Here is a 22,195-nt window from a genome sequence, read left to right on the forward strand (position 1 = left end):
TATTCCACAATTCAAAAACTAAAACCTTTTTCGCATGAGATTTTTTCTTTTAATTGTCGTTGCCGGTTACCTATTTTCCTGCAACAAGAGTAAGGAACAGGAAAACGTATTTTCAGGTAACCTGAGCTTCTCCATGGACACGGTTTGGGTGGATTCAGGCGATGAATTCATTTATCTGCAGGACAATTTATCCCTTTCTGATCTTTCGTCGGCCAAAAATTACCTGATTAATTTTAACCGAATGGATAATTATGCAGAGCGGATCAACCTGGATGAATTGGTGTTGGAAAAAAAAATCCAGTTTGAAAAGGAGGGGCCTAACGGATTGGGTTCTATTATTTCCAATTTCAGGATTACCCCAGAAGGTCAATTGATGGTTTGGTTTTATAAGACCTACGCCCTGTTTGATCAGGATGCAAAAAAGGTAAGGGACCTGGGGCTCGAAAAAATTGCGGGGTCTTATCTCAATGGTTCGGAAACATACCCGCTGATGTTATTTGAGGACCCTGCCCAACCCGACCGGATTGTGGGCGTCTTTATCCAATGGCAGGACAATACCTATTTTCTTTTAGACTTTGATTTGAAAAATCAGGATTTTAAAAAAACCGACCTGCCTGAATTGACCAAATTGCGCGACTACCGCGTGGACATTCTGCATGAGGGCAGGCCGGCGGGAAGTTTTGGCGTGGCCTTATTTCCTGCTTCGACACCGGATAAAATTGTCATTGCCAACAATTCCATCAATGAGGTACATGTTTTTGATTTGAAAACAGATAGTCTATTTATAAAAAGCTGGGACACGCCGCTTTTGGGTGACAGAAAAAAATACCTGCCCCCAAAGCAGGTGGATCATGCTACCGGGGAATTAGAGAATATTTACAAAAAGTCAAAGGAGGAAATAAACTTCGGCAGGTTTATCTGGGATGAAGAGTTAAGGCGTTTTTTGCGGTTTTCGGCCAGGGAAAGTTTTGGGGAGGAAAAAAATGAGTATGGCCAATATGCCCCTACCGGGGCGGATGTGTATCTGAGCATTTTCGATGAAAACCTGAATTTACTGGCGGAATCCCCTGTACAGGAATTAAATGCTCCGCCCAAAAAGCATTTTGTTAAGGATGGGAAAGTATGGATGTATGAAAACATTGAGGATGAACTGGCATTCGTTCGGCTGAGTATGGAATGACAGCCCTTTGACGCAGGTTCATCGATTCACACGGCCATAAGGTTTCTACGCTGGCTGAGCGCAGCCGAAGCCAGCGTATTTTTTTAGTATTATGAAAGGCTATATGTACATACTGGAATGTGTTGATGGAAGCTACTATACCGGAAGCACCAAGTATTTGGAACGCCGTTTGAAACAACATCAAACCGGACAAGGCAGCAACCATACCAAAAAAAGACTTCCCGTGAAGCTGATCTATTTCGAAGAATTTCCGCGAATAGATCAGGCGTTTTACAGAGAAAAACAAATACAGGGCTGGAGCAGAAAGAAGAAGGAAGCATTGATCAAGGGCTGGATCTCCGAGTTAAAAAGATTGGCTGAGTGTATGAATGAGAGCCATTGTAGAAACTTCAGTCCCGGTGAGTTCGGCTCCGCTCACTCACCGGGACACAGCTCCGCCCACTCACCGGAAAACGGTTCTGTCCACCCACCGGGACACAGTTCTGCCCACCCACCGGGGAACGGTTCTGCCCACCCACCGGGGAACGGTTCTGCCCACTCACCGGGGAATGGTTATGCTCACTCACCGGGGAACGGCTCCGCTCACTCACCGGGACACAGTTCTGCCCACCCACCGGGGAATGGTTACGCCCACTCACCGGGGAACGGCTCCGCTCACTCACCGGGGAACGGCTCCGCTCACTCACCGGGACACAGTTCTGCCCACCCACCGGAAAACAGTTCTGCCCACCCACCGGGGAACGGTTCTGCCCACTCACCGGGGAACGGCTCCACCCGCTCCTCCGACCATGAAAACGGCAATGATCCTCAAGCTGGCTGAGCGAAGCCGAAGCCAGCTTTACTTTTTTACTTCCAGAGAATCAATACAGTTTACCACTGATAACCGTTTATCCATTTGTCAGGTTCATCCATCGTTTTCAAGCTTTTTCCTTTTTTGGCAGTTCCTTGACGGGCATGATGACAAACTCCTGTATTCGCCAGTCAAGTGCCTGGACCGCCTGAGCAAGTTCCTCTATCAGTTGGGTTAAATTTTCCTCCCCGGCCGGAACAACAAACCCCTCTCCAATATAAACATGCCCTTCATCACGGAGACGAATGGCAAAATCACTTATCCATTCTCTGCCGGCAAGAACCTCTTTTATCTCTTCAATTAATGGATCCCTTTTTTGTCTGTTGACAGTTTTTGGAACCTGGTCCATCAAATCAAAAACCGCCTGCTTCAAATTGGTATAGCCATCATGTAGGATATCCACTGAAATGGCTAAGGCAGCAACGGCATCGGCCCACCACCATCCCATACCGATTCCAAAAACACCAAAAATGGCAGCGGACGAGGTCATCCAATCCGCCTTGTTCATTTTTGCGTCCGTATAAAGGTTTTTTTCATGCAGTTTTTCAGCCAGAGGTAATTTTATTCTTCCTAATATGATAGCAGGAAACGTTCCCCACAAGAGGGCAGCGATCATAAGGTAACCCAACCATACCTGTCGGCCAAAAACAACGACTGTCCCTATAGTGGCATGTTCGGCCATAATCAGGGTGTGACTTGAGTCAATTACCAGAAAAGTCCCTACCGAAAACAAAGCCAATGCACTGCACAAAAAAGCGATGTTTACCACCCTATGGTACCCATAAGGAAAATCGGTGTTTGGGGATTTCATAAAGATTTTAGAGGCGATTTGAAAAGAAATGGCCGGGGTGAGACTCAGTAAGTCTTCCAACAGCGCTGTCTTCATGGCTTGGGAATTTCCCATCGTAAGGAAGATAAAAAATGCCGTTGAAATTACATATGCGATGGTCAGCCATTCAAGTCGCTTGGCTTTTTTGAAAACAGGTACTAACTTCTCCGGATATTCGAAGTTTTTTATCGCTTTCATGGTTGGATAATTTCTTTTTTTTGTTGATATAGAAACCTTTCCAGTTGGACGATAAAGGCATTTTCCCCTTGGATAACCGCCATCACCTGTTTCTTTTTACCGCGCTTGGCAAAAGGTCTGGTAAGGCCTACCTTCTTTTTCCAAGGAGTATCACTGGTGATGCCTGCAACCACGAGATGCAGCTTCTTTTTCCCCAGATCATCGAAGAGATTTTGTTCCGTATCATTTATCCATTCAATTTCCGCATTGAGCGACTTCGCGAAATCTTTGACAAGTTCCGGCTCTATGCCTATGGGAATGTTATCGGTTTCTACCACCCAGGGAGGGTTCTCTGAATAGCCTACCCGTAAAGTTCCATTGTGTACTTTTTTTAAAGTGTTTTCGGGATCTTTGGGGAAATTTTCACAGCCTATAAGAATAAAGGGGACGACCCAAAAGACAAGAAATCCCAACATTTTTACAGGGTAAAAGGATAGAAGCTTTTTCCCGGTAGATAAGATAAAGGAAAGTCTCTCAGTTGCGAATTGAAAGGTTCCATTTCTTTTATGAACCGGAGTTTGATTTGAAAAATACATAATTTTCCGCTAGATCAACGCCTTGATTTTATTAAACAAATAGCAATAAATCTGCCAATAAGATAGTCTGTTTAATGCTCTCTTGGAGTATGATAATCCTTTTGTCACCGCTGTATTATACAAGGGCCACATTCCGAATAGAAATTGAATTCGGCTAATTCTTCCACTCAACAGATACCGGTCCATTCACCAACTCGTAGCGCTCATCCAGGACAGAGGCGTTGACAAAGGTGGTTTGACCTTTGGTCAAACTTCCGTGGCCTTCGTGGATATGGCCGAAGATATGGTATTTGGGTTTGAGTTTTTGGATAATCTTCAGCAAATCGTCACAGCCTGCGGGTATTCCCCGGGCGTTTCTGTCCAGGACTCCCCGGGGTGGTCCATGGGTGATAAGAATGTCAGTGTCCTTGGGGATTAATTTCCAATGTTCCTTGATTTCCTTGCCCCTTTGCCGATTAAACGCCCAGTTATTAAACCAAGGGGTGATGGGGGAGCCCCAGATGTTAACGCCTTCTATGTTGATGCCATTGTCCTCAAGATAGATTACATCCTTGGGAATCACAGTTTTCAGGCGTTCCACGCCCGCTTTTTCAAAGAAAAAATCATGGTTGCCTGCAATCAGGATCTTGTGGGTAAAATCCAACCCTGAATACCAATCAAAAAAATCAGCTATCTCCTCTTCCTGCCCCACTCCTGATATATCTCCCGCATGGATGATCATATCCCCTAGAGGAGGGGAGAGGGATCTGTGCCTGCCGTGGGTGTCGGAGATGAGGGTGATTTTCATTGTGTTACAGGTTCTTTTAGACCCTTCTAGAATCTTGAGTACTTTTTTAGCTCAGTTTGAATGAGCTCTTTACCAGCATTTCTTTCCCCTTTCCAAAACTGCTTTTTCCTCTTTTTCGCATAAGGGTACTTAGCTGGTGACCCCGATACGGTTAAATGTCCTTTCTACTTGTGTGTCATGGCTTTTTGAATTTTAACTCAATTTATAGGAATTTCTGTCTGCCTATGATTCTAATTATCCTCATGTGATCTTCTGTCGTGAAAAAATAGTAAGTGAAGCATGAACACAAAACCGATATCCTTCTCGGAGATGGGAAGCAAGGGGAAACATATTTGGGTTTTCGGCGATTCGCTCAAAGGTTTTTCCAACGAATTAGGGTATTCATCAGCCTGCATAGATCCAAATACCTTCAGGCCATACAAGTAAATTTGAATGAGATCTTCCTCAGCCTGTCGGGTCAGTATATATGGCATTATTCGTTATTTGAGCGTCTTTTGGCCTCTTCCAGTATTTCAGCCATTATTTTGGTGGAAATTCCGCTTTTTTCGCCTTTGATGAGCTTGTTTCTTAACCAAATTCTTTCCTCTTCCCGCTCTCTTTGCTTCCGGATTAAATCGTTGATCAATTCACTTTTACTGGCATATTCATTGCCTCGGATCTTCTCTTTCACCCAGAGATCATTTGGTTCATTTATCGTTATTGTTTGTCGTGCCACGCTTTTCTTGGTACACGTTGTGTACTTTTGGTGTAATAATACACCAATAGAACTAGAAAAGCAAACCTACATAGTTCAATGGGTAAATTGATGCTTATAGCTTTTACTTCCCGATACAGAATCTGTAAGGTGTTTGTTTTCAGTCAGTTAATATAATTCGGTACAAAGTCGGTACAGGATGGGTGGGGTAGATGTGTTTTTCTTTCTTTTTGCTGTTTTACTTGCTGTACCCGGCAGGGTATATTGTTTGACTACGCTCACTTTTTATACCTTAACGGGTATAAGTTACTTGTTTTCTCACATTCCGTGGCTTTTTCTTTGATTTTCTACCAACCCAAATTAGGTGAATGCAACCTATTAGCTTTGGGGGGCTGACTAGAAGGGTAGATCCAGCAATTACTTCGCCATTTCCTGTTTCCCGTCCAGTTCGCAGGGTTGGATCAGTATGTCAACCGGTAACCCCAACAATTCAGAGAGGTTTCTGATCATATCGATAGTCAGCGACCTCTTTCGGTTGAGTACCAAGCTCACCGTGGTTTTGCTTCCGATAGCCGGAATTAGATCCTTGTCCTTCAGACCTTTCATCTCCATGGTTTTCCGAATGGCCGTAACAGGATCAGGCATGTCGATAGGGTAGTGCTCCTTTTCGTATTTTTCGATCAGGGTTACCAACAATTCCGCTTCCATTCCTTCGGCACTGTCAGGATCTGCCTCAAAGATTTTGGATAGCCTGGCCAAGGCTTTTTCGTACTCCTGTTCGGTTGTGATGATTTTATACCATTTCATATGATTATAATTTGCTTTTAAGCCATATAGCCTGTCCCGAACTTGTTTCGGGGGAATCTCGCATGATAGATAATCATCCTTCCTTGTGACGATCTCGTCATGCTCGATTTCATATGTTTATAATTGTTTTTTTATCGGCCATAACTTGTCCCGTACCGTAGGTCGGGGTGGAACCACCACTGATAATCATCTTCCTGTGTGTCAAGACTCGACATGTGGTTTCATATGATTACAATTCAGCTTTATGGTTTAGTACTACTGGTCAATAGTATTTGCATCTACTTTATCATATTCGGCATGTGTCCCGATAAACTTGATAAAGACCCATTGCCTGATGTAACTGATTTGAACGATGAACCTGTATTTATTTCTGGCAATATTGAATACTACCCGATTGTTTTTAACTGGATCAGCGTCAGGGAAATCCCTGACCACATCTGAAGGTTTTTGCCATTCAGCATTTTTGGCGATAGCGCGCCAGGTTTCTATACTCGACTTGGCATCAGGGTGTTTCTGATAAAACTGAACCACGTTTATAACTGAGATGATATTTTTCAAAACCAGTTATTTGTTTAACGATGAAAGATATTAAAAAGTTTTCAAACTGAAAACAATTAGGCTTAAATACCTTGATATTTGTGACAAAGTCCCCATCTTGCGGGGTGACATGCTGGACACCGAGGAGTTTTCCTGCACGAGTGCCGGCTTTGATTTTAGACAAATAGCTCACTGCAAAGGGGTTTCCTCCTCCGGCGGACAGGTTTTGCTTTCCTTTTTTGATCTGAAGCAAAAAAGGAACAAAGATCATGAGGTGAAAATCACTCTGAAATTTAGCAAACAATGAAAAATAGTTACCCACAGTAAATCATATAGAACCATCATTTTTCCTGAGAACGTGCTTTTAAGTTTTTTTCAATTAAATAGGGGTTTTTAACTAATTCCCTCTCAAAATAAACCAAATCCTTGTTTTCAGCATCACCTTGTATCCTACAATAGTAAATTTGATCAATGTAACGTCTTATCACCAACCTTGTTTGTGGGTATATGATAGCGGAAACTACATCACCCTCATTATAGCTGTTTTGTACAAATTCCTTGCTCATGATCTTTTTGTTTGAATTTAAGGAGAAAGATCCGAAATGATGAGGAGTAAACCACTACGTTAAAATGAGCAAAAATTACATGTTTCACATCTTGGTCAGGACAGTTTAAATAATTAACACTTTTATAGTGAACAATTTATAAGGCTTCTTCCGTACATTAGTATAGAACCATTTAGAAAAACATGAAACTCTATATCAAGTATATGGTCAGCTTACGGTGTAAAATGGTGGTCAAGGAAGAACTGAAAAAGTTGGGGCTCGATCATTTTGAGATAGACCTGGGGGTTGTCAATATTCATCAGGAAATATCGGATGAACAACGCCTCCAGCTGGCAAAGAATTTACGGAAGTCAGGCCTGGAGCTACTTGAGAATAAGAAGAGTATACTTATAGAGAAAATTAAAAACCTGATCATCGAGATGGTTCATTATGAAGAGGATATACCCAATATGAACAATTCAGATTATATAAGTAAAAAGCTCGGTTATGATTACACCTATCTGGCCAATATTTTTTCCGAAGTTAAGGGAATGACCATCCAGCAGTTTATCATCCGGCATAAAATCGAACGGGTGAAGGAACTGTTATTATACGACGAACTGAGTCTCTCGGAAATCTCCTATAAGCTGCACTACAGCAGTGCTGCACACCTGTCCAATCAATTTAAAAAAGTGACCGGGCTGACCCCATCCTTTTATAAGAAGATGAAGAAAAAACGGGATCAGAACCTGGAAAACCTATGATGTCAATCAAGGAACTTCCAGGTTTGTTTTTTCTATAAGTCATTGCTTTTAGGATGGTTCAATGTAAAAAGGGCCTTTGTTACCTTCTCCCTTCCCGGCAAACATGTGATATCTGTAAGTGTATTTTTTTAACTGTAAGGTTTATCAGTTGGGATATGGATAGCTTTGTTTTAATGAAAAAATAAATCAGCGTACTAAAAAAGTCCAACAACATGTCCAAAGAAAAGAATGGTAAATCTGATAAAAAACAGCCGGCAAAAAACCTAAAAGAAAAGCGGGCTGCAAAACAGGCCAAGAAAAAAGAGAAAGAGGATAATGATTAAGTTGTCCTAGTCCATGCATAGTCAGGCTGCGCAAAAATGCCGCTGCCTATAAGCTTGAGATATATGGGCCGGATAATTTGGTTTTAAGGTGCCGTGGCATTCTTAAAATGTATGGCATTTTCAATGAAAACGGGAAGTAATTATGAAAATAGGATATATTAGTACCTATCCGCCAAGAGAGTGTGGGATTGGTACATTTACCCAAAACCTTCAGCAGGCAATAAAAAAATCAGTGGAAGGAGATGGCGGCACATATGAAGGCTTTGTGATAGCTATCAACGATGAGGATGGGTACCATTCCCATCCCAGCGAAGTAAAAATGACCCTGCAGCAGGATCAGCAAACAGATTACCTTGAGGCAGCTGATTTCATCAATTTGAGTGGTTTGGATCTTTGTGTCCTGGAGCATGAATTCGGGATATTTGGTGGGGAGAGCGGATTGTATATCCTTCCTCTTTTGCATAGACTTGAAATGCCATTTATTGTCACCTTACATACCGTCCTGGATTCACCTTCATATAATGAAAAGATTATCCTGAAGGAGGTTTGTGACATGGCCAGTAAAGTGGTGGTCATGAGTAAAAAGGCCGTGAAGTTCCTGGATGAAATATATCAGGTGTCCAGGGAAAAAATAAGCTTAATAGAACATGGGGTCCCGGATATGCAGTTTGATACTTCGGGGGTTCGGAAAGCCTTTCGGTTTGAAGAAAAGAAAATACTGATGACTTTTGGCTTTGTCAGCCGCAACAAAGGAATTGAAACGGTGATCAAATCCCTTCCCGATGTCATCAAAAATCATCCCAATACAGTTTATATGATCTTGGGAAAAACGCATCCAAATGTAATTAAACATGCGGGTGAAGAGTACAGGAATTACCTTAAGCTTATGGTGAAAAATATGGATTTACAAGACCATGTTTTATTTTTAAATGACTTTATTGATGAAAATGAACTGATAAAATACCTCACCGCTTGTGATATTTATATCACCCCCTACCTTGCCCAGGCCCAGATCACCAGTGGCACATTAAGCTATGCTATTGGAGCCGGTTGTGCCATTGCCTCAACTCCTTATTGGCATGCAGAAGAACTTTTGGAAAACGGTATGGGAAGATTATTTGGTTTTAGGAACCACGAAGAACTTTCCACTCTCCTAAACGATATGCTCAGTAACCCTGTTCAACTGAACGCCATTAGGGAAAAAGCGTTGGAATACGGAAAGACCATTACCTGGCCTATGATCGGCGGGAAGTATAAAAACCTCCTGAATGCCGTTTTAAATGAGGCGCCCATAAAACGGGAAAAGAAAGAAAGCATATTGGATATCCTCCTACTGCCTAATTTTTCAATGGCTCATATCAAGAGGCTGACAGACGATACCGGAATCATCCAACATGCAAAATACGGGATTCCCAACCTGAAAGAGGGATATTGTCTAGATGACAATGCCCGGGCACTGCTTATGGTGCTCATGGCTTACAAGCAAAAGAAGGATCCATTGGCATTAGGATATATGCCCATATACTTGAGCTATATCCATTATTTACAGAACCCGGATGGGACTTTTAAGAACTTTTTGGGCTTTAAAAGGGATTTTTTAGACCAGGTAGGTTCGGAAGATTCATTTGGAAGAACAATCTGGGCCTTGGGTTACCTTATGGGGAATGCCCCGAATGATGCCTACTTCCAAACAGGGAAGCTAATGTTCCTGGATGCGGTGCCAAATTTTGACAAGCTCAAATCCATAAGGGGGATTGCCAATACCATTATCGGTATAAGTTATTACCTAAAAGCCAATAGGTATGATGACCAAATGACAGAGATATTGAGGATTTTGACCAATAAGCTGATTAGGCAATACAAACAACAAGCTACTACTGATTGGAGATGGTTTGAGTCGCTCCTGGCCTATGACAACGGGATTCTCCCATTGGCATTATTGCATTCAGCTGAAATTTTAGAGGATGATGAGACAATCTGCATAGCCATGGAAACGATGGACTTTCTGACCGAACATACGATGAAAGATGGTATTTTGTCTATTATCGGCAATAAAGAGTGGTATGTCAAAGATGGACATAGGTCGGTTTTTGCTCAACAGCCCATTGATGCCCTGTCCATGGTACAAATGTACCATCAAGCGTTTCAACTCACAAGGGAAAATACCTATCTGAAAAAATTATTTGCTTCGTTTATGTGGTTCTTGGGAGAAAATGACCTGAGGATGAGTCTGTACGATTTTGAGACCAAAGGGTGCTGCGATGGTTTTGAAAGCTATGGAGTAAATAGAAACCAGGGAGCGGAGAGCTCATTGGCCTATTTAATATCCCATTTGGAAGTACTGCAAGCTCATGAAGAGTTCTATAAAGCAGAAGAAGCGGAAAAGTTGGTCGTTACAGGCCCAATAAGTCTTAAAAAAGAAGTATTTCCTTGAAAATAGCAGTTCTTTCTCCCATTGCCTGGAGAACGCCCCCTGAAAGCTACGGACCTTGGGAACAGGTGGCTTCCAATATTTGTGAAGGGCTGTTGGCCAGGGGTATGGATGTCACCCTTTTTGCAACAGCAGATTCCAAAACCGGGGCAAAGCTTCAGTCTACCGCTGCACTTCCCTATGAGATAGACAAGCGTGTTGATCCCAAAGTGGAGGAATGCCTGCATATCAGTAATCTGATGGAGCAAGCCCATCATTTTGATATTATCCATAACCATTTTGATTTTCTCCCTCTTACGTATTCGGCCTTGATCAGCACACCGATGATCACAACTATACATGGCTTTTCTTCCCCTCAGATTATTCCCGTCTATAAAAAGTACAACAACTCTTCTGCCTATGTGTCCATTTCCGATTCGGACAGGGCTAATGAACTGAATTATCTTACTACCATTTATCATGGGATTGACCCCTCGGTCTTTCAGTTTCAGGACATCAAGGAAGAGTATCTTTTGTTTTTTGGCAGGATCCATCCGGATAAAGGCACTCACCTGGCCATAGAAATAGCCCAAAGGTCCAAACACCGCCTGGTGATAGCTGGTTTGATTCAGGATACCGTATACTTCGAAGAAAAAATAGAGCCATCCATCAACGGTGACACGGTAAGTTACGTGGGAAATGTAGGACCCGGTATAGGAAGAAAATTACTGGCCGCTGCTAAGGCATTATTGCACCCTATCTGTTTCGAGGAGCCGTTTGGCTTAAGTGTACTGGAGGCCATGATGTCGGGAACCCCTGTTATTGCCTTTGACCGGGGCAGTATGAGGGAGCTGGTAAAGGATGGAGTTACAGGTTATTTGGTGAAAAATACAGATGAGGCCGTGGAGAAAGTTACCGTTCTAGCAGAAATTGCCCCGCTCAATTGTCGGTTATATGCACAGGAAAGGTTTAGCCTTCAATCAATGGTGGATAACTATATGGAAGCGTATAAAAAAGTGATTCAACACAAAAGCTAAAGCCCTTATCTTTTCAATGCTCCGAACAGGTCATCCAAGGCAATGACCGCGTAGGTGGAGGAGGAATCCGATACGGCATAGGGCAAAATAAGGTTTTCGTTATGGATGATGGCTCCGCAGGAATAGACTACATTGGGCACATAACCGTCCCGCTCTTCTTCCAGTGGTGCCAGGAGGGGCTCTTTTAGCCTCCCGATCTCTTTGGTTGGATCATCCAAGTCGAGCAGTGATGCGCCAATGCTGTACCGACGCATGGGGCCAACCCCGTGTGTAATGACCAGCCACCCTTCTTTGGTATATAAAGGCGATCCACAGTTTCCAATTTGCGTGTATTCCCAGGGAAATTTAGGCTCCTGGATCAAGATAGGATCATTCCATAACGTACTTTGATCCGAAAACATGATGTAATTGTTTACGCCGTCTATCCTGGCCATCATCGCGTATTTTCCACTTATCTTTTTGGGAAACAGGGCCATGTTTTTGTTCAGCGCTCCTTTTCCATGTAGCGGCATCACCCGAAAGATGTAAAAATCCTCAGTAGAAAGTAGTTTGGGAAGTATCTTGTGTCCATTATAGGCCGTATAAGTAGCGTATATTTTTTCGGTGCCATCGTCTTCGGTAAAATTAACAAAACGGGCATCTTCTATTCCTTTGCTTTCGGAGCTTGAGATGGGGAATAAAACCCTTTCTGTAAGGTCAGAATCCAAATGGAACCGTACATCATAAAAAGAATCTACCAACCAGGTCATTTCCTGCAGGGCGATTCTCCTTTCCATACTGATGGTGTGGTCGTTTAACACGTCAGTCACCGCAGTGGTCAGGGCGTAATACTCAAAGTTATCAGGAAGCTCCGACATGATCTTATCGGAATATTTTTCGGGAATATTCATCTCGGTAAGCTTCTTGATATACTTTTTTTTATCGTATAATCTCTTATGGGTGACTTCGGCAAGGTCGATCTGATCGCCCGATTTCATCACATGTAGATCGTTGTTTTTGTCAATGATAGCTCTTCTGAAAACGATGGAAGAAATATGGCCTTCTCCTGTAGCCCTAAAGGAAAGGATTACCCTCATCTCTCCTTCTTCAAGGTGGGATTGGTCCAGATCCCTGACGATGGAGGGATTGAATATGGCCGCCGATTCAATGGAGTATTCCATTGTACAATAAGAGCCGATCAACATTATCCGATGATCGGATAGATCATGAGGAATGATATCCATTTCAACCAGTACGGATTGGATTCTTTCAAAGTGTTTTAAAAAAATGCGGGAAATATTTCTATGGCGACTGGCAAATTCCCTTAAGGTCTGTTCCAGGATTAACCTGACCTGACTTTCTTCCAGGGAAAGTACCCTGCTTATCATTTTTTGACATCGTTCTTTCCCGTTCCAGAAGAACCTGGCTACCACTCTGCTGGAATCCGGTAGAAACTTAAAATTTTTTCGTTGAACCGGAACTTTCATCATTTCAATCATTTAGGCTAAATCAGGATGTGACTAAAGGTAACCCGAATTTCGGTAGTAAATCACCTTAATTATGGAATTAATTTAATCTCTGGCTTGCAGTGATAAAAGTTACCAAAAATGAATTTCCTCTCACCATGATTTTTGGCTTCACGGTTTTGGCGTGCTCTAAACATGAGAAATCTATAAGCATAGGAATTCTAAATGTAATGCAAGAGGATAAGATTCTGTGCACCTTTGTAGTGATGACAAAGCTATGGGACATTTTGAGATGCAAAAATTAAAAGTATTAATTACAGTGGAATTGGTTGATTACATTCCCCATTCCATATTGAGTAAAACCATTATCAAAAAAACGACAGGAGATGTTTCTGCCGTTTCCTTTGACTCCGGGGAGATTTTGCCTGAAAAAAAATCACCTTTTGATATATTCATTCAAGTAATTGAGGGGAAGGCGGAAATATTCATTGATGGAAAATCAAAAAAATTAAACTCAGGAGAGGCTATTATTATCCCGGCTCATTTATCAAGTAGTATTAAGGCCAATGTCAGGTTTAAAATGATTTCGACAACGATCAAAAGTGGATACGAAGGAGTGCCTTTGGGACCGTAATACCTACACGGATGTGAAATCCAAGGAGAGCATAAATCAAATAAAAAAGATTGGGGTAAACTTACTTCAGTTTGTTGAAGAACACTGAAATATATAACAAATAATGAACATTTTAAGAAGTTGGAGAGAGCAGAAGATCATGTTGAAAAGAAGGTTTCCCTTTCTTACTGATAATGATTTTCTTATTGATGAACATGGGAGAGATAGTATGCTTGATAGGTTATCTGAAAAACTAAAGAAAACCAGGGCTGAATTGGAATTGCTCTTTGCAGAACTCCAACGGTATTAGCAGTAGAATAATTGAAAAGAGCCTGTAACAGGCTGTTTAAGCTTTCAACTATTACATATGTGGGATATTTATAATCCCAAACAATGTTTATGTAACGTACAGCGATTATAAAAGCCTCACCTTTGTAATAAGATAAAAAGATCAAAAAGATGATGACTGATATACCAAAAACAAATCGTACAGTTTCCTATATCATGAACACAATGAATATTGTGGCAAATGAATTTGGAAAGCAAGCTACAAAATACATGGCCATCGGTCAGCCTGTGCTTAAAGGAATTATGAATCCTTTAGCAATGAAACATGCAGATTTGATCATCCCTGGATGTGGCAGAATGAAAATTAAGGTTGATACAAGGCGCCATTTGCAACTTATCAAATGGAAATAGGCAGAAATCGGAGAGCGCAAAAGCATGTAGTCCGGAACTTCAGTTAAACTTGAGAAAAGCAGGGCAGCGTCGAAATTCTTTCTTGCGTTGAGCTACAGGGATTATTTAGATAAATGAAACAACTGCAAAAGAGCTGTCATACAAAATTGGAAGGTGTGGAGAAGTTTTAATTATTACCCAATGAAAAATTTAAAATTTGCGTCAAATAGAAATTCCGAATTCGCTAAAATCTTGCGAACAAGGGTAAATGACTATTTCAAAAGAAATAATAAAAGTAAAAACGGAAATGTAAGTATGGTTTTGAAAACCATTGTTATGCTTTCAGCTTTCTTTGTTCCTTTGATCATTATAAGCACAGGAATAGTTGCCCATCCTTTATTGCTATTTGCCTTATATATTACCAGTGGTTTTGGAATGGCTGGAGTAGGGATGGGGGTGATGCATGATGCTATCCACGGTTCTTATTCCAAAAACCGAACCGTTAACAAGTACCTTGGCTATACCATGAATCTTATTGGGGCCAATTCCAGTGTTTGGAGAATCCAGCACAACGTGCTCCACCACACCTATACCAATATTGACGAAGGGGACGATGACATTAACGCACCGTTTTTCTTGCGCTTTTCCCCACATGCCAAGCGATACTGGATTCACCGTTTCCAATATCTTTATATATGGCTGTTTTATGGACTTTCTACGATATCGTGGATTACCATGAAGGATTTTGTCAGGGCTAGTCGTTACAAAAAAATGGGTTTCTTTAGTAAGGATGGAGAATTCAGAAGAGAACTTTTGAAAATTGGGGGGTGGAAGTTGCTTTATTACTCCTATGCGTTGGTTTTGCCATTGATTATGGTCCCTTTACCCGCTTGGATTATTATTATGGCCTTTTTGAGCATGCATTTTGTTACGGGGATTTGTATAAGTATCGTCTTTCAGACCGCTCATGTGATACCGGACACTACTTTTTCCCAACCCGATGAAGAGGGTGTTATTGCCAAAGATTGGACTGTGCACCAGTTGGCATCAACAAGTAATTATGCTCCCAAAAGCAGGTTTCTTTCCTGGTTAATCGGAGGACTGAATTTTCAGGTTGAGCACCATTTGTTTCCCAATATTTGTCATGTTCACTACAGAAAGCTATCCCGAATCGTTTCCAAAACGGCCGAAGAATACAACGTTCCCTATTTGGTGAAGAAAACATTTCTAGCGGCACTTTCTGGTCATGTAAAAATGCTCCGTCAATTGGGCAGAGCGTAATGTTAGGTCATGCCTATTTAAAAAAGGTAGTACGATGTCACTTTTGACTAATCCACAAGAAGACCACCTTGTAAAAAATTGGAACTGCCCGAAATGGTTTTCCAGAGAAGCAATGACCGAGCTCAGGCAGGGCATCTGTGCCGGTTGCTGTTGTTGGCCGTCGCATTAACGGTAAAACCGCTTAGATGGTGGGGACTGATGGGATCGGTAGTATTGCTTTCTGTATTTACTACCTATGTTGGATTGATCTGGTGGAATGTCTTTGACCGTGTCCCCTGCAACTGCGCTGGTTTTATAGAAGCCATGGGCTGACACGAACCTTTCTATTTCAATGCCACATTGCTGTTCCTGGGGATATTGGCACTTTGGATGGAGTGTGGGGATGGCCGGATGATCAGCAATAGAACCTTTCCCCCCAACCACATTTGCAACTAGAAGAATGATTCCAAGCTTTACACATAAAATAAATTTTTATTAATAACTACGTGTAATATGATTTGACGATTGAAATTTTGTTTTTTTGTTTTCAAACATGATTAGGAATATTTGCTTATAAAAGCACTATCCCATCGATTCGTTAGTCAACTGCCACTCTAATTCTCTTTCTATATCTTTTTAAACAGTCTTCCGTCAGCATTTATTATGTCTATGAAAGGTTCACGGAATAAAACGGCAATGATTGTTTCACCTATCCCTGAATTAGGGAAAAAGCAAAGACCCCGAAAGAAAAACGGACACAGCACATATCGCCCCCGGAGCAGGCCCCTGATACGGTGCCGGGGAAAACTACACCCTCAACCCGGCCGGCCTTGAACTGAAAAACAAAAAAATACGGTATGCGACCCATAAAGTGCATGTTTCCCCTAAATATGGATCCTTTTATTTTTGTAACAAAAATATAAGTTATGAAAATACGGGAAGAAATGACAAGGCTGGTCGGAGAGTACGAAACCAGCGGCCAGACGCAGAAGTGCTTCAGTGAATCCAGGGGTATAGGTTTTCATAAATTCAATTACTGGTACAGGAAGCTCCAAAGAGAGGCGGCGCATCCCGGCGGTTTTCACAAAATCGAATGCCAGGGCGCCCGTCCGTCCGGGGATTGCAGGGCAGAGCTTGTCTATCCCAACGGGGTAGTCCTGAGAATTGACCGCCCGGAGCCGGAACTTCTTTCCCGCCTTATCCGGATGTACTGATGTTCAGCCTGGGATCCACCCACAGTTATTACCTTTACGGCAGCCCCGTGGACATGAGAAAAAGCTTCGACGGGCTCTGCGGCCTGGTCCGCAACCACCTGGACAGGGACCCCGCATCGGGTGTGGTGTATGTGTTCCTGAACCGGGGCAGGAACCTGATCAAACTGCTTCACTGGGAGCAGGGCGGTTTTGTACAGTACTACAAACGGCTGGAGCAGGGCACCTTCACCCCTCCCCAAAAGGCAGGAAATGGCGCCCCGATCCGGTGGCCGGAACTGGTCATGATGGCCGAGGGCATCCTTGTACAGGGTTACAGGCAAAAAAAGAGGTACCAAAACAGGCTGTAAAAGGACTTTTTTTGCTGACCCTGAGTCAGCAAATCCCCTGCCTGCCTGCTTCTGCGGGCCGCATGGGGCGATTTTGTTCCGGTTTTTTGAAAAACCGTTTTTTTTCCGACTTATCCACAGCCTGTGTGGATAAATAATCCATGGAAATACGCTTCCCGCGCCCTATTTTTAAACCATGGAAACCTCCCTGAAACTGCTCTCCAAAGAACAACTCATCACCCTTTTGGGTGACAGGGAGCGTATCATCCGCGAAAAAGAAGAGGAGGCTGTCTACCTGAAGGCCCTTGTCGAGAAGTTCAGGCGGCTTGCCTTCGGACAGAGAAGGGAACGCTTTGAGGGCAGCAGTGACCAGATGCCGCTTCCCTTTGAAGCACCGCCGGAAAAACAACAGGAACAGGCAGCGGAGTTTGAAAAAAAGAAAGAAGGCCTGCGCAGGAAGAGAAAGACCTCCCATATCGGGCGCAGGCCCCTGCCGGACCATCTTCCCGTGGAAGAAGTGGAGCTGCATCCGGATGGTGACCTCTCGGAGATGGTCTGTATCGGAAAAGAAGTAACCGAAGAACTAGATTTTGTCCCCGCAAGGTTTTTCATCAAAAGGTACATCCGCTTCAAATATGCCCCAAAGGACAGGTACAGCGAAAACGGGGTAAGGATGGCGCAGTTGCCCGCCAGGGTCATCGACAGGGGCATCCCTTCGGCCGCGCTTCTGGCACATATACTGGTGGGCAAATATATGGACCACCTGTCACTCTACAGGCAGATCCAGCAGTTCAAAAGGGAGAAAATCCCGGTTGCCGCCTCTTCGATAGAGGGTTGGGCAAGACGGGGCCTTGAACGGCTGGAACCCTTATATGACTGCCTGCTTGAAGACACCAAATCGATGGGATACCTTCAGGCGGACGAGACAACCATCAGGGTACTGGAAAACCCGGGCAGGAAGTCCTGTCATCTGGGCTATTACTGGGTCTACCACAGCCCCCTGGACGGCACCGTGCTTTTTGACTACAGGCCTACGCGTGCAGCGGAAAACGTGGAAAATATGCTCAGCGGCTTCAAAGGCTATCTGCAGACCGATGGTTACCCCGGATATAAAAAGACCGGTGCAAGAAAGGATGTCATCCATCTTGCCTGCTGGGCGCACGCCAGAAGGGAGTTTTTTGAAGCCATGTCAAACGACGAAAAAACGGCACAGCAGGCACTCAATTATATAGGCCGGTTGTATCAGGTAGAGCGTGAGGCCAGAGAAACAGGCCTTGATCCTGAAGCCCGCAAAGCACTCAGGCTTGAGAAATCCCTGCCGGTGATCAATGAAATGGCAGAATGGATGAAGGAACGCCTCAGTAATGTAAAGCCCAAAGAGGCCATAGGCAAAGCGGTCCTGTACAGTATCAACAGATGGGCGGAATTGTCCAACTATCTATATGACGGGCGGCTGGAAATAGACAACAACCAAATAGAAAACGCCATAAGGCCTGTCGCTGTGGGCCGGAAAAATTACCTCTTTGCAGGTTCACATGCATCGGCACAAAGGGCTGCCATGATCTATTCCTTCTTTGCCATCTGCAAAAAGCATGAGGTAAACCCCTATGAATGGCTCAGGCATACCCTTGAAAATATCATGCAGACAAACCACAAAAACGTCAGAGACCTATACCCGCAGAACTTTAAAAAGAAGGCTTAGTATGTACTTGGTGGGATGCATACAAAATACTGCTTCAGGAAAGGAAAAAATAACCCCAAATCCTTAACTTAATAGCATTGGGATGCCCCGTCGCTGTTTTTCATGCTGTATGATTTTTAAAACAAACCTTAAACGTAGAGCCCTTCCCAGGTTCACTTTCGACCGAGATATCACCTTCCGCATTGGTTATCATCTTTTTTATCATGAAAAGGCCTATGCCGGAACCAGGGATACCTTCTTCCTCATGGACACGTTTAAATATGGTGAAAAGTTTGGATTTTTTATCCTCGCTTATTCCTATGCCATTGTCCCGAACGGAAAGAATTGTGTAATCATTATTTCTTTCTGTGTGTATATGAACCTCAGGATTACGGTCCTTCGACCGGTACTTAATGGCATTTGTTAAAAGATTCATAAGAATACTTCTAAGATTTTTCTTAGAAAAATTGATCGTCTCTGCCTGGAAATCATATGTAAGTTTCAAATCTGTTTTTATAAGCATATCATGGATACTCAACTTAACTTCTTCCAGAAGGTCATAAAAATTAACATTCTCTACAAAGTCCTCCGAAAATTGCTTTTCCAGTTTAGTAATGTCTGAAAGCTCTAAAATCGTTTCTTTAAGTTTGACAACTGAATCCCTCACCAAGCGTGCTATTTCATTTATTTCGGAATTTTCAGGTCCTATACTATCAAGCAAGAGGTTTGCCAATGATTCAATGTTTGTGGCAGGTGCATTCAAGTCATGGGCGACAGAATAGATAAATGTGTTGTGATCCTTATTAATTTTTATCAACTTTTTCTGGGCAATTTTGAGATCTGTAATGTCATTGAACGAAATAATGACCCCATCGGTTTGACTATCCTGCTGCCTTACATAAGGAAGCACGACCATCTTATACCATTTCCGGTCCATCGTCTCAACTTCCTTTTCTATTAAATGGGAGGATTCAGCTACCTTTTGCATATCCTCTACCATCGTAGAAAATTTAATGTTGGTTGATATATCGCTTATGGGTCGCCCAACATCCGATTCTTTCAGGTTAATTTGTTTGACAGCCGATGGTGTAAACTTTCGAATGATAAAATTTCTATCTACATATATAAGGCCATTGACGGTAGTCCGGAAATAATTATTCAAATCATCGTTGAGCTCTGTCAGCTCTTTTATTTTAATCTGGTATTGATTGTTGACCGTATGCAACTCTTCATTGACGGATTGAACTTCTTCATTTGTGCTTTGTAATTCTTCATTTCCTGAAATCAACTCCTCATGAAAAGATTGCGCATGTAAATTTGAGACCTCAAGTGCCTCATACGCCTCATTCAACTTCTTTTGAGTTTCTTTAAGCTCCTCTTCCAAATCCAGCAAATATCTGCGGGTATGCATTTCCTTATCATATACTTCTACATTTTCTGAGGGGGGTGCGGTAGAGTCAGAAAAACAAACCAATGTTACTTTTCCCGCAAATTTATACTCCGGAATAGGCTGAAAATAAATGGTAACGGAACGGGGGGTATTATCATGGGAATAAACAACATCTTTGATCGTCAATTCTTTTTTATCTGTGTTCGCCTTATTAAGGCCCGTTGCAGTAACGATCGACAGCTCATGGGGCAATACTCGGAGCAAATTAAAATTAAACATCTCAGGAAGCAGGTATTTTTTATATTCTCCGAAGGTCTTGAGTATGTTGTAATTCTCATCCACACACACACCGGCTTGATTCGTTCTCTCAGAAAGCACATCAGCGATAATCTCATAAAGGCCATCAGACGGCGAAATAGGGGTTGTCCGCAAAGCAGGCATTGCTTTTATGGGTGGCTTTACATATAAACTGGGGATAGAGTAGGTGCCATTTTCCAAACGCACGGCAGATTCTAGGTTCTTATATATTTTCCACTTTTTATCTACTTCAAAAAACTTCATTTTCAGATCGCCAAGGCTTTCGCTGGGCCCAAGAAACAAAAAACCTTCAGGGTTGAGGCAATAATGAAGTGTGGCAAGAATCTTCTTTTGCAAGTCAGGATTCAGATAGATGAGCAAGTTGCGGCAACTGATCAAATCCAATTTATAATACGGAGGATGTTTGGTGATATCATGTTCGGCTATGATCAACATATTCCGGATTGCCTCTTTAATATTATATCGATCACCTTCCCTGTAAAAAAATTTAGAAAGTCTTTCTTCAGAGATTTCGTTGGCAACACTCTCTGGATAGCTTCCCTTTGAAGCGATCGCCAAAGCTTCTTTATCGATGTCGGAAGCAAATATTTTTACTTCCATTGATTTTTTCATTTCCTCAAGGCATTCATACACCAATATGGCAATAGAGTAGGCTTCTTGTCCTGTAGCACATCCCACTACCCATATTTTTATGGGGGAATTATTTTCTTTGTTTGCCAGGATTTCAGGGATAACCTTTTCTTTCAAAAGATTAAAGGCTCCCGAATCCCTGAAAAATTCAGTGACACTGATCATAAACTCTTTGGCAAGTGTATCAATTTCACCAGGGTTGTTTTTTAAAAATTGAATAAAGTCAGATAATAGCCCTACTGACTTCTGATTCATTCTCCGGGTGATTCTTCTTACAATGGTGGCCCTTTTATAATTGGAAAAATCCAGTGGTGTATGTTCATTGATCAGATCGAGCAGCTCTTTCAATAATGTTTCGTTGCTATCCTTAAACTGGCTTATCAGAATATTATGCTCCCGATAATTGATGATTTCATCCATCATCAATTCAGGCGCCAGAACGGAATCTACAATACCTGCTGAAATGACATTTGAGGGCATGGTGTCAAACTGGGCTGTCTCTGGGTCTTGAGCTATCACCACTCCACCGGCTTGCTTGATAGCCTCTGCACCTTTGGTCCCATCGCTGCCTCCCCCGGAAAGTATGATACCCATGCTCCTGTTTCCATACGCAGCAGCAAGAGAGTTAAAAAATAAATCCAATGTATTGTTCATGGAGTTGGGGTCTAGCTCCGTTAATCGGAATTTACCTTGATGGATTTCCACTTTTTTTCTTTCGGCCAAAACATAAATAGAATTAGCTTCCACCTTCATGTTATCTTCAATAGCAATTACCTCCCTATGACAATGAGATGCTAGTAAATCCGCCGTGACACTTTTGAAGTCCGGTGAAAGGTGCTGCACCACCACAAATGAGACATTTGAAGGAACGGGGTGTTCGAACAACGTATAAAGCGCTTTTAAACCGCCGGCAGAGGCTCCTACACCAATTATTAATATATCCATTAGTTATCGATCATTGGTGATTTTTTCTCAATAAGTTCAATAATAATCCGCATTGCCACACTATCTAATTATAAAAATAACATGCGTGCTGGTATTTATCTATCGCAAAAACTGTAATAATTAATATACGGATGATTATTTTACCCTTGTAGCAATGTA

24 protein-coding genes are annotated in these 22,195 nt (G+C 42.4%); 13 read left to right on the top strand and 11 right to left on the bottom strand.

Annotation, left to right across the window (positions count from 1 at the left end; all coding sequences use genetic code 11):
• Positions 1 to 34 precede the first annotated feature (34 nt).
• Together ACFPFU_RS09635 and ACFPFU_RS09640 are read left to right on the top strand one after the other, a co-directional pair.
• Entirely contained in the window at positions 35 to 1,180 is a 1,146-nt protein-coding gene (locus tag ACFPFU_RS09635) for a DUF4221 family protein (RefSeq protein ID WP_377063900.1), read from the top strand.
• Positions 1,181 to 1,283: 103 nt separating this feature from the next.
• Complete coding sequence (locus ACFPFU_RS09640; RefSeq protein WP_377063902.1) at positions 1,284 to 2,000, top strand: GIY-YIG nuclease family protein; 717 nt, start codon at positions 1,284 to 1,286, stop codon at positions 1,998 to 2,000.
• A gap of 97 nt (positions 2,001 to 2,097) precedes the next feature.
• Here the strand turns inward: ACFPFU_RS09640 and ACFPFU_RS09645 are convergent, their stop codons facing one another.
• From ACFPFU_RS09645 to ACFPFU_RS09685, 9 genes are all read right to left on the bottom strand, one after another.
• Positions 2,098 to 3,057 (bottom strand): cation diffusion facilitator family transporter, encoded by a 960-nt coding sequence (locus ACFPFU_RS09645; protein WP_377063904.1) that lies wholly within the window; start codon positions 3,055 to 3,057, stop codon positions 2,098 to 2,100.
• Positions 3,054 to 3,512 carry a transporter substrate-binding domain-containing protein gene (locus tag ACFPFU_RS09650; RefSeq protein ID WP_377063906.1) on the bottom strand — a complete coding sequence of 153 codons (459 nt, stop codon included), beginning with the start codon at positions 3,510 to 3,512 and terminating at the stop codon, positions 3,054 to 3,056. The genes ACFPFU_RS09645 and ACFPFU_RS09650 overlap by 4 nt, the downstream gene beginning before the upstream one ends.
• A 274-nt stretch (positions 3,513 to 3,786) precedes the next feature.
• Complete coding sequence (locus ACFPFU_RS09655) at positions 3,787 to 4,419, bottom strand: metallophosphatase domain-containing protein (protein WP_377063908.1); 633 nt, start codon at positions 4,417 to 4,419, stop codon at positions 3,787 to 3,789.
• A 230-nt stretch (positions 4,420 to 4,649) separates the two neighbouring features.
• Entirely contained in the window at positions 4,650 to 4,892 is a 243-nt protein-coding gene (locus tag ACFPFU_RS09660; RefSeq protein WP_377063910.1) for a type II toxin-antitoxin system RelE/ParE family toxin, read from the bottom strand.
• Positions 4,892 to 5,134 carry a ribbon-helix-helix domain-containing protein gene (locus tag ACFPFU_RS09665; protein WP_377063912.1) on the bottom strand — a complete coding sequence of 81 codons (243 nt, stop codon included), beginning with the start codon at positions 5,132 to 5,134 and terminating at the stop codon, positions 4,892 to 4,894. The genes ACFPFU_RS09660 and ACFPFU_RS09665 overlap by 1 nt, the downstream gene beginning before the upstream one ends.
• Before the next feature lie 396 nt (positions 5,135 to 5,530).
• Positions 5,531 to 5,920, bottom strand: coding sequence for a helix-turn-helix domain-containing protein (locus ACFPFU_RS09670; RefSeq protein WP_377063914.1), 390 nt, complete (start codon positions 5,918 to 5,920; stop codon positions 5,531 to 5,533).
• 255 nt (positions 5,921 to 6,175) lie between these two features.
• Positions 6,176 to 6,451, bottom strand: a complete 276-nt coding sequence (locus ACFPFU_RS09675) for a type II toxin-antitoxin system HigB family toxin (protein ID WP_377063916.1) — start codon at positions 6,449 to 6,451, stop codon at positions 6,176 to 6,178.
• Positions 6,423 to 6,779, bottom strand: coding sequence for a hypothetical protein (locus tag ACFPFU_RS09680; protein ID WP_377063918.1), 357 nt, complete (start codon positions 6,777 to 6,779; stop codon positions 6,423 to 6,425). The genes ACFPFU_RS09675 and ACFPFU_RS09680 overlap by 29 nt, the downstream gene beginning before the upstream one ends.
• A gap of 19 nt (positions 6,780 to 6,798) precedes the next feature.
• Complete coding sequence (locus tag ACFPFU_RS09685; protein ID WP_377063920.1) at positions 6,799 to 7,023, bottom strand: hypothetical protein; 225 nt, start codon at positions 7,021 to 7,023, stop codon at positions 6,799 to 6,801.
• Between the two features lie 182 nt (positions 7,024 to 7,205).
• Between ACFPFU_RS09685 and ACFPFU_RS09690 the strand changes: the two genes are divergently transcribed.
• The 3 genes from ACFPFU_RS09690 (at position 7,206) to ACFPFU_RS09700 (ending at position 11,536) form a co-directional block, all read left to right on the top strand.
• Complete coding sequence (locus ACFPFU_RS09690; protein ID WP_377063922.1) at positions 7,206 to 7,766, top strand: helix-turn-helix domain-containing protein; 561 nt, start codon at positions 7,206 to 7,208, stop codon at positions 7,764 to 7,766.
• Positions 7,767 to 8,231: 465 nt separating this feature from the next.
• On the top strand, positions 8,232 to 10,523 hold the full coding sequence (locus ACFPFU_RS09695; RefSeq protein WP_377063924.1) for a glycosyltransferase family 4 protein: 2,292 nt from the start codon (positions 8,232 to 8,234) through the stop codon (positions 10,521 to 10,523).
• On the top strand, positions 10,520 to 11,536 hold the full coding sequence (locus tag ACFPFU_RS09700; RefSeq protein ID WP_377063926.1) for a glycosyltransferase family 4 protein: 1,017 nt from the start codon (positions 10,520 to 10,522) through the stop codon (positions 11,534 to 11,536). The genes ACFPFU_RS09695 and ACFPFU_RS09700 overlap by 4 nt, the downstream gene beginning before the upstream one ends.
• 5 nt (positions 11,537 to 11,541) lie before the next feature.
• Here ACFPFU_RS09700 and ACFPFU_RS09705 read toward each other — a convergent pair whose 3' ends face one another.
• Complete coding sequence (locus ACFPFU_RS09705; protein ID WP_377063928.1) at positions 11,542 to 12,903, bottom strand: glycoside hydrolase family 130 protein; 1,362 nt, start codon at positions 12,901 to 12,903, stop codon at positions 11,542 to 11,544.
• Positions 12,904 to 13,258: 355 nt separating this feature from the next.
• Between ACFPFU_RS09705 and ACFPFU_RS09710 the strand changes: the two genes are divergently transcribed.
• The 8 genes from ACFPFU_RS09710 (at position 13,259) to tnpC (ending at position 18,774) form a co-directional block, all read left to right on the top strand.
• On the top strand, positions 13,259 to 13,615 hold the full coding sequence (locus ACFPFU_RS09710; protein ID WP_377063930.1) for a cupin domain-containing protein: 357 nt from the start codon (positions 13,259 to 13,261) through the stop codon (positions 13,613 to 13,615).
• Between the two features lie 103 nt (positions 13,616 to 13,718).
• Positions 13,719 to 13,904: a hypothetical protein gene (locus ACFPFU_RS09715; RefSeq protein WP_377063932.1), complete on the top strand. Its 186-nt coding sequence runs from the start codon at positions 13,719 to 13,721 to the stop codon at positions 13,902 to 13,904.
• 149 nt (positions 13,905 to 14,053) lie between these two features.
• The gene (locus ACFPFU_RS09720; RefSeq protein ID WP_377063934.1) at positions 14,054 to 14,293 is read left to right on the top strand and encodes a hypothetical protein; all 240 of its coding nucleotides are present in this window, start codon (positions 14,054 to 14,056) and stop codon (positions 14,291 to 14,293) included.
• A gap of 315 nt (positions 14,294 to 14,608) precedes the next feature.
• Positions 14,609 to 15,553, top strand: coding sequence for a fatty acid desaturase family protein (locus tag ACFPFU_RS09725; RefSeq protein WP_377063936.1), 945 nt, complete (start codon positions 14,609 to 14,611; stop codon positions 15,551 to 15,553).
• 93 nt (positions 15,554 to 15,646) lie between these two features.
• A complete protein-coding gene (locus tag ACFPFU_RS09730; RefSeq protein WP_377063938.1) occupies positions 15,647 to 15,865 on the top strand; it encodes a MauE/DoxX family redox-associated membrane protein in 219 nt (72 codons plus the stop codon).
• Between the two features lie 593 nt (positions 15,866 to 16,458).
• Positions 16,459 to 16,746 (top strand): IS66 family insertion sequence element accessory protein TnpA, encoded by a 288-nt coding sequence (tnpA, locus tag ACFPFU_RS09735; protein WP_377063940.1) that lies wholly within the window; start codon positions 16,459 to 16,461, stop codon positions 16,744 to 16,746.
• Positions 16,746 to 17,093 carry an IS66 family insertion sequence element accessory protein TnpB gene (tnpB, locus tag ACFPFU_RS09740; RefSeq protein ID WP_377063942.1) on the top strand — a complete coding sequence of 116 codons (348 nt, stop codon included), beginning with the start codon at positions 16,746 to 16,748 and terminating at the stop codon, positions 17,091 to 17,093. Before tnpA ends, tnpB begins: the two co-directional genes overlap by 1 nt.
• Positions 17,094 to 17,268: 175 nt before the next feature.
• Entirely contained in the window at positions 17,269 to 18,774 is a 1,506-nt protein-coding gene (tnpC, locus tag ACFPFU_RS09745; protein WP_377063944.1) for an IS66 family transposase, read from the top strand.
• A 100-nt stretch (positions 18,775 to 18,874) separates the two neighbouring features.
• Here tnpC and ACFPFU_RS09750 read toward each other — a convergent pair whose 3' ends face one another.
• A complete protein-coding gene (locus ACFPFU_RS09750; RefSeq protein ID WP_377063946.1) occupies positions 18,875 to 22,036 on the bottom strand; it encodes a CheR family methyltransferase in 3,162 nt (1,053 codons plus the stop codon).
• Between the last annotated feature and the right edge of the window lie 159 nt (positions 22,037 to 22,195).

The sequence above is a fragment of the Negadavirga shengliensis genome, from assembly GCF_042652345.1.
In the GTDB taxonomy this organism is placed as follows: Bacteria; Bacteroidota; Bacteroidia; order Cytophagales; family Cyclobacteriaceae; genus Negadavirga; species Negadavirga shengliensis.

Coding starts and splice junctions, on each gene's coding strand:
- ACFPFU_RS09695 (WP_377063924.1), top strand. CDS start 8,232: ATGAAAATAGGATATATTAGTACCTATCCGCCAAGAGAGTGTGGGATT.
- ACFPFU_RS09645 (WP_377063904.1), bottom strand. CDS start 3,057: ATGAAAGCGATAAAAAACTTCGAATATCCGGAGAAGTTAGTACCTGTT.
- ACFPFU_RS09670 (WP_377063914.1), bottom strand. CDS start 5,920: ATGAAATGGTATAAAATCATCACAACCGAACAGGAGTACGAAAAAGCC.
- ACFPFU_RS09730 (WP_377063938.1), top strand. CDS start 15,647: ATGGTTTTCCAGAGAAGCAATGACCGAGCTCAGGCAGGGCATCTGTGC.
- tnpB (WP_377063942.1), top strand. CDS start 16,746: ATGTTCAGCCTGGGATCCACCCACAGTTATTACCTTTACGGCAGCCCC.
- ACFPFU_RS09690 (WP_377063922.1), top strand. CDS start 7,206: ATGAAACTCTATATCAAGTATATGGTCAGCTTACGGTGTAAAATGGTG.
- tnpA (WP_377063940.1), top strand. CDS start 16,459: ATGAAAATACGGGAAGAAATGACAAGGCTGGTCGGAGAGTACGAAACC.
- ACFPFU_RS09650 (WP_377063906.1), bottom strand. CDS start 3,512: ATGTTGGGATTTCTTGTCTTTTGGGTCGTCCCCTTTATTCTTATAGGC.
- ACFPFU_RS09640 (WP_377063902.1), top strand. CDS start 1,284: ATGTACATACTGGAATGTGTTGATGGAAGCTACTATACCGGAAGCACC.
- ACFPFU_RS09750 (WP_377063946.1), bottom strand. CDS start 22,036: ATGGATATATTAATAATTGGTGTAGGAGCCTCTGCCGGCGGTTTAAAA.
- ACFPFU_RS09725 (WP_377063936.1), top strand. CDS start 14,609: ATGCTTTCAGCTTTCTTTGTTCCTTTGATCATTATAAGCACAGGAATA.
- ACFPFU_RS09710 (WP_377063930.1), top strand. CDS start 13,259: ATGGGACATTTTGAGATGCAAAAATTAAAAGTATTAATTACAGTGGAA.
- ACFPFU_RS09715 (WP_377063932.1), top strand. CDS start 13,719: ATGAACATTTTAAGAAGTTGGAGAGAGCAGAAGATCATGTTGAAAAGA.
- ACFPFU_RS09655 (WP_377063908.1), bottom strand. CDS start 4,419: ATGAAAATCACCCTCATCTCCGACACCCACGGCAGGCACAGATCCCTC.
- ACFPFU_RS09705 (WP_377063928.1), bottom strand. CDS start 12,903: ATGATAAGCAGGGTACTTTCCCTGGAAGAAAGTCAGGTCAGGTTAATC.
- tnpC (WP_377063944.1), top strand. CDS start 17,269: ATGGAAACCTCCCTGAAACTGCTCTCCAAAGAACAACTCATCACCCTT.
- ACFPFU_RS09685 (WP_377063920.1), bottom strand. CDS start 7,023: ATGAGCAAGGAATTTGTACAAAACAGCTATAATGAGGGTGATGTAGTT.
- ACFPFU_RS09660 (WP_377063910.1), bottom strand. CDS start 4,892: ATGCCATATATACTGACCCGACAGGCTGAGGAAGATCTCATTCAAATT.
- ACFPFU_RS09720 (WP_377063934.1), top strand. CDS start 14,054: ATGATGACTGATATACCAAAAACAAATCGTACAGTTTCCTATATCATG.
- ACFPFU_RS09635 (WP_377063900.1), top strand. CDS start 35: ATGAGATTTTTTCTTTTAATTGTCGTTGCCGGTTACCTATTTTCCTGC.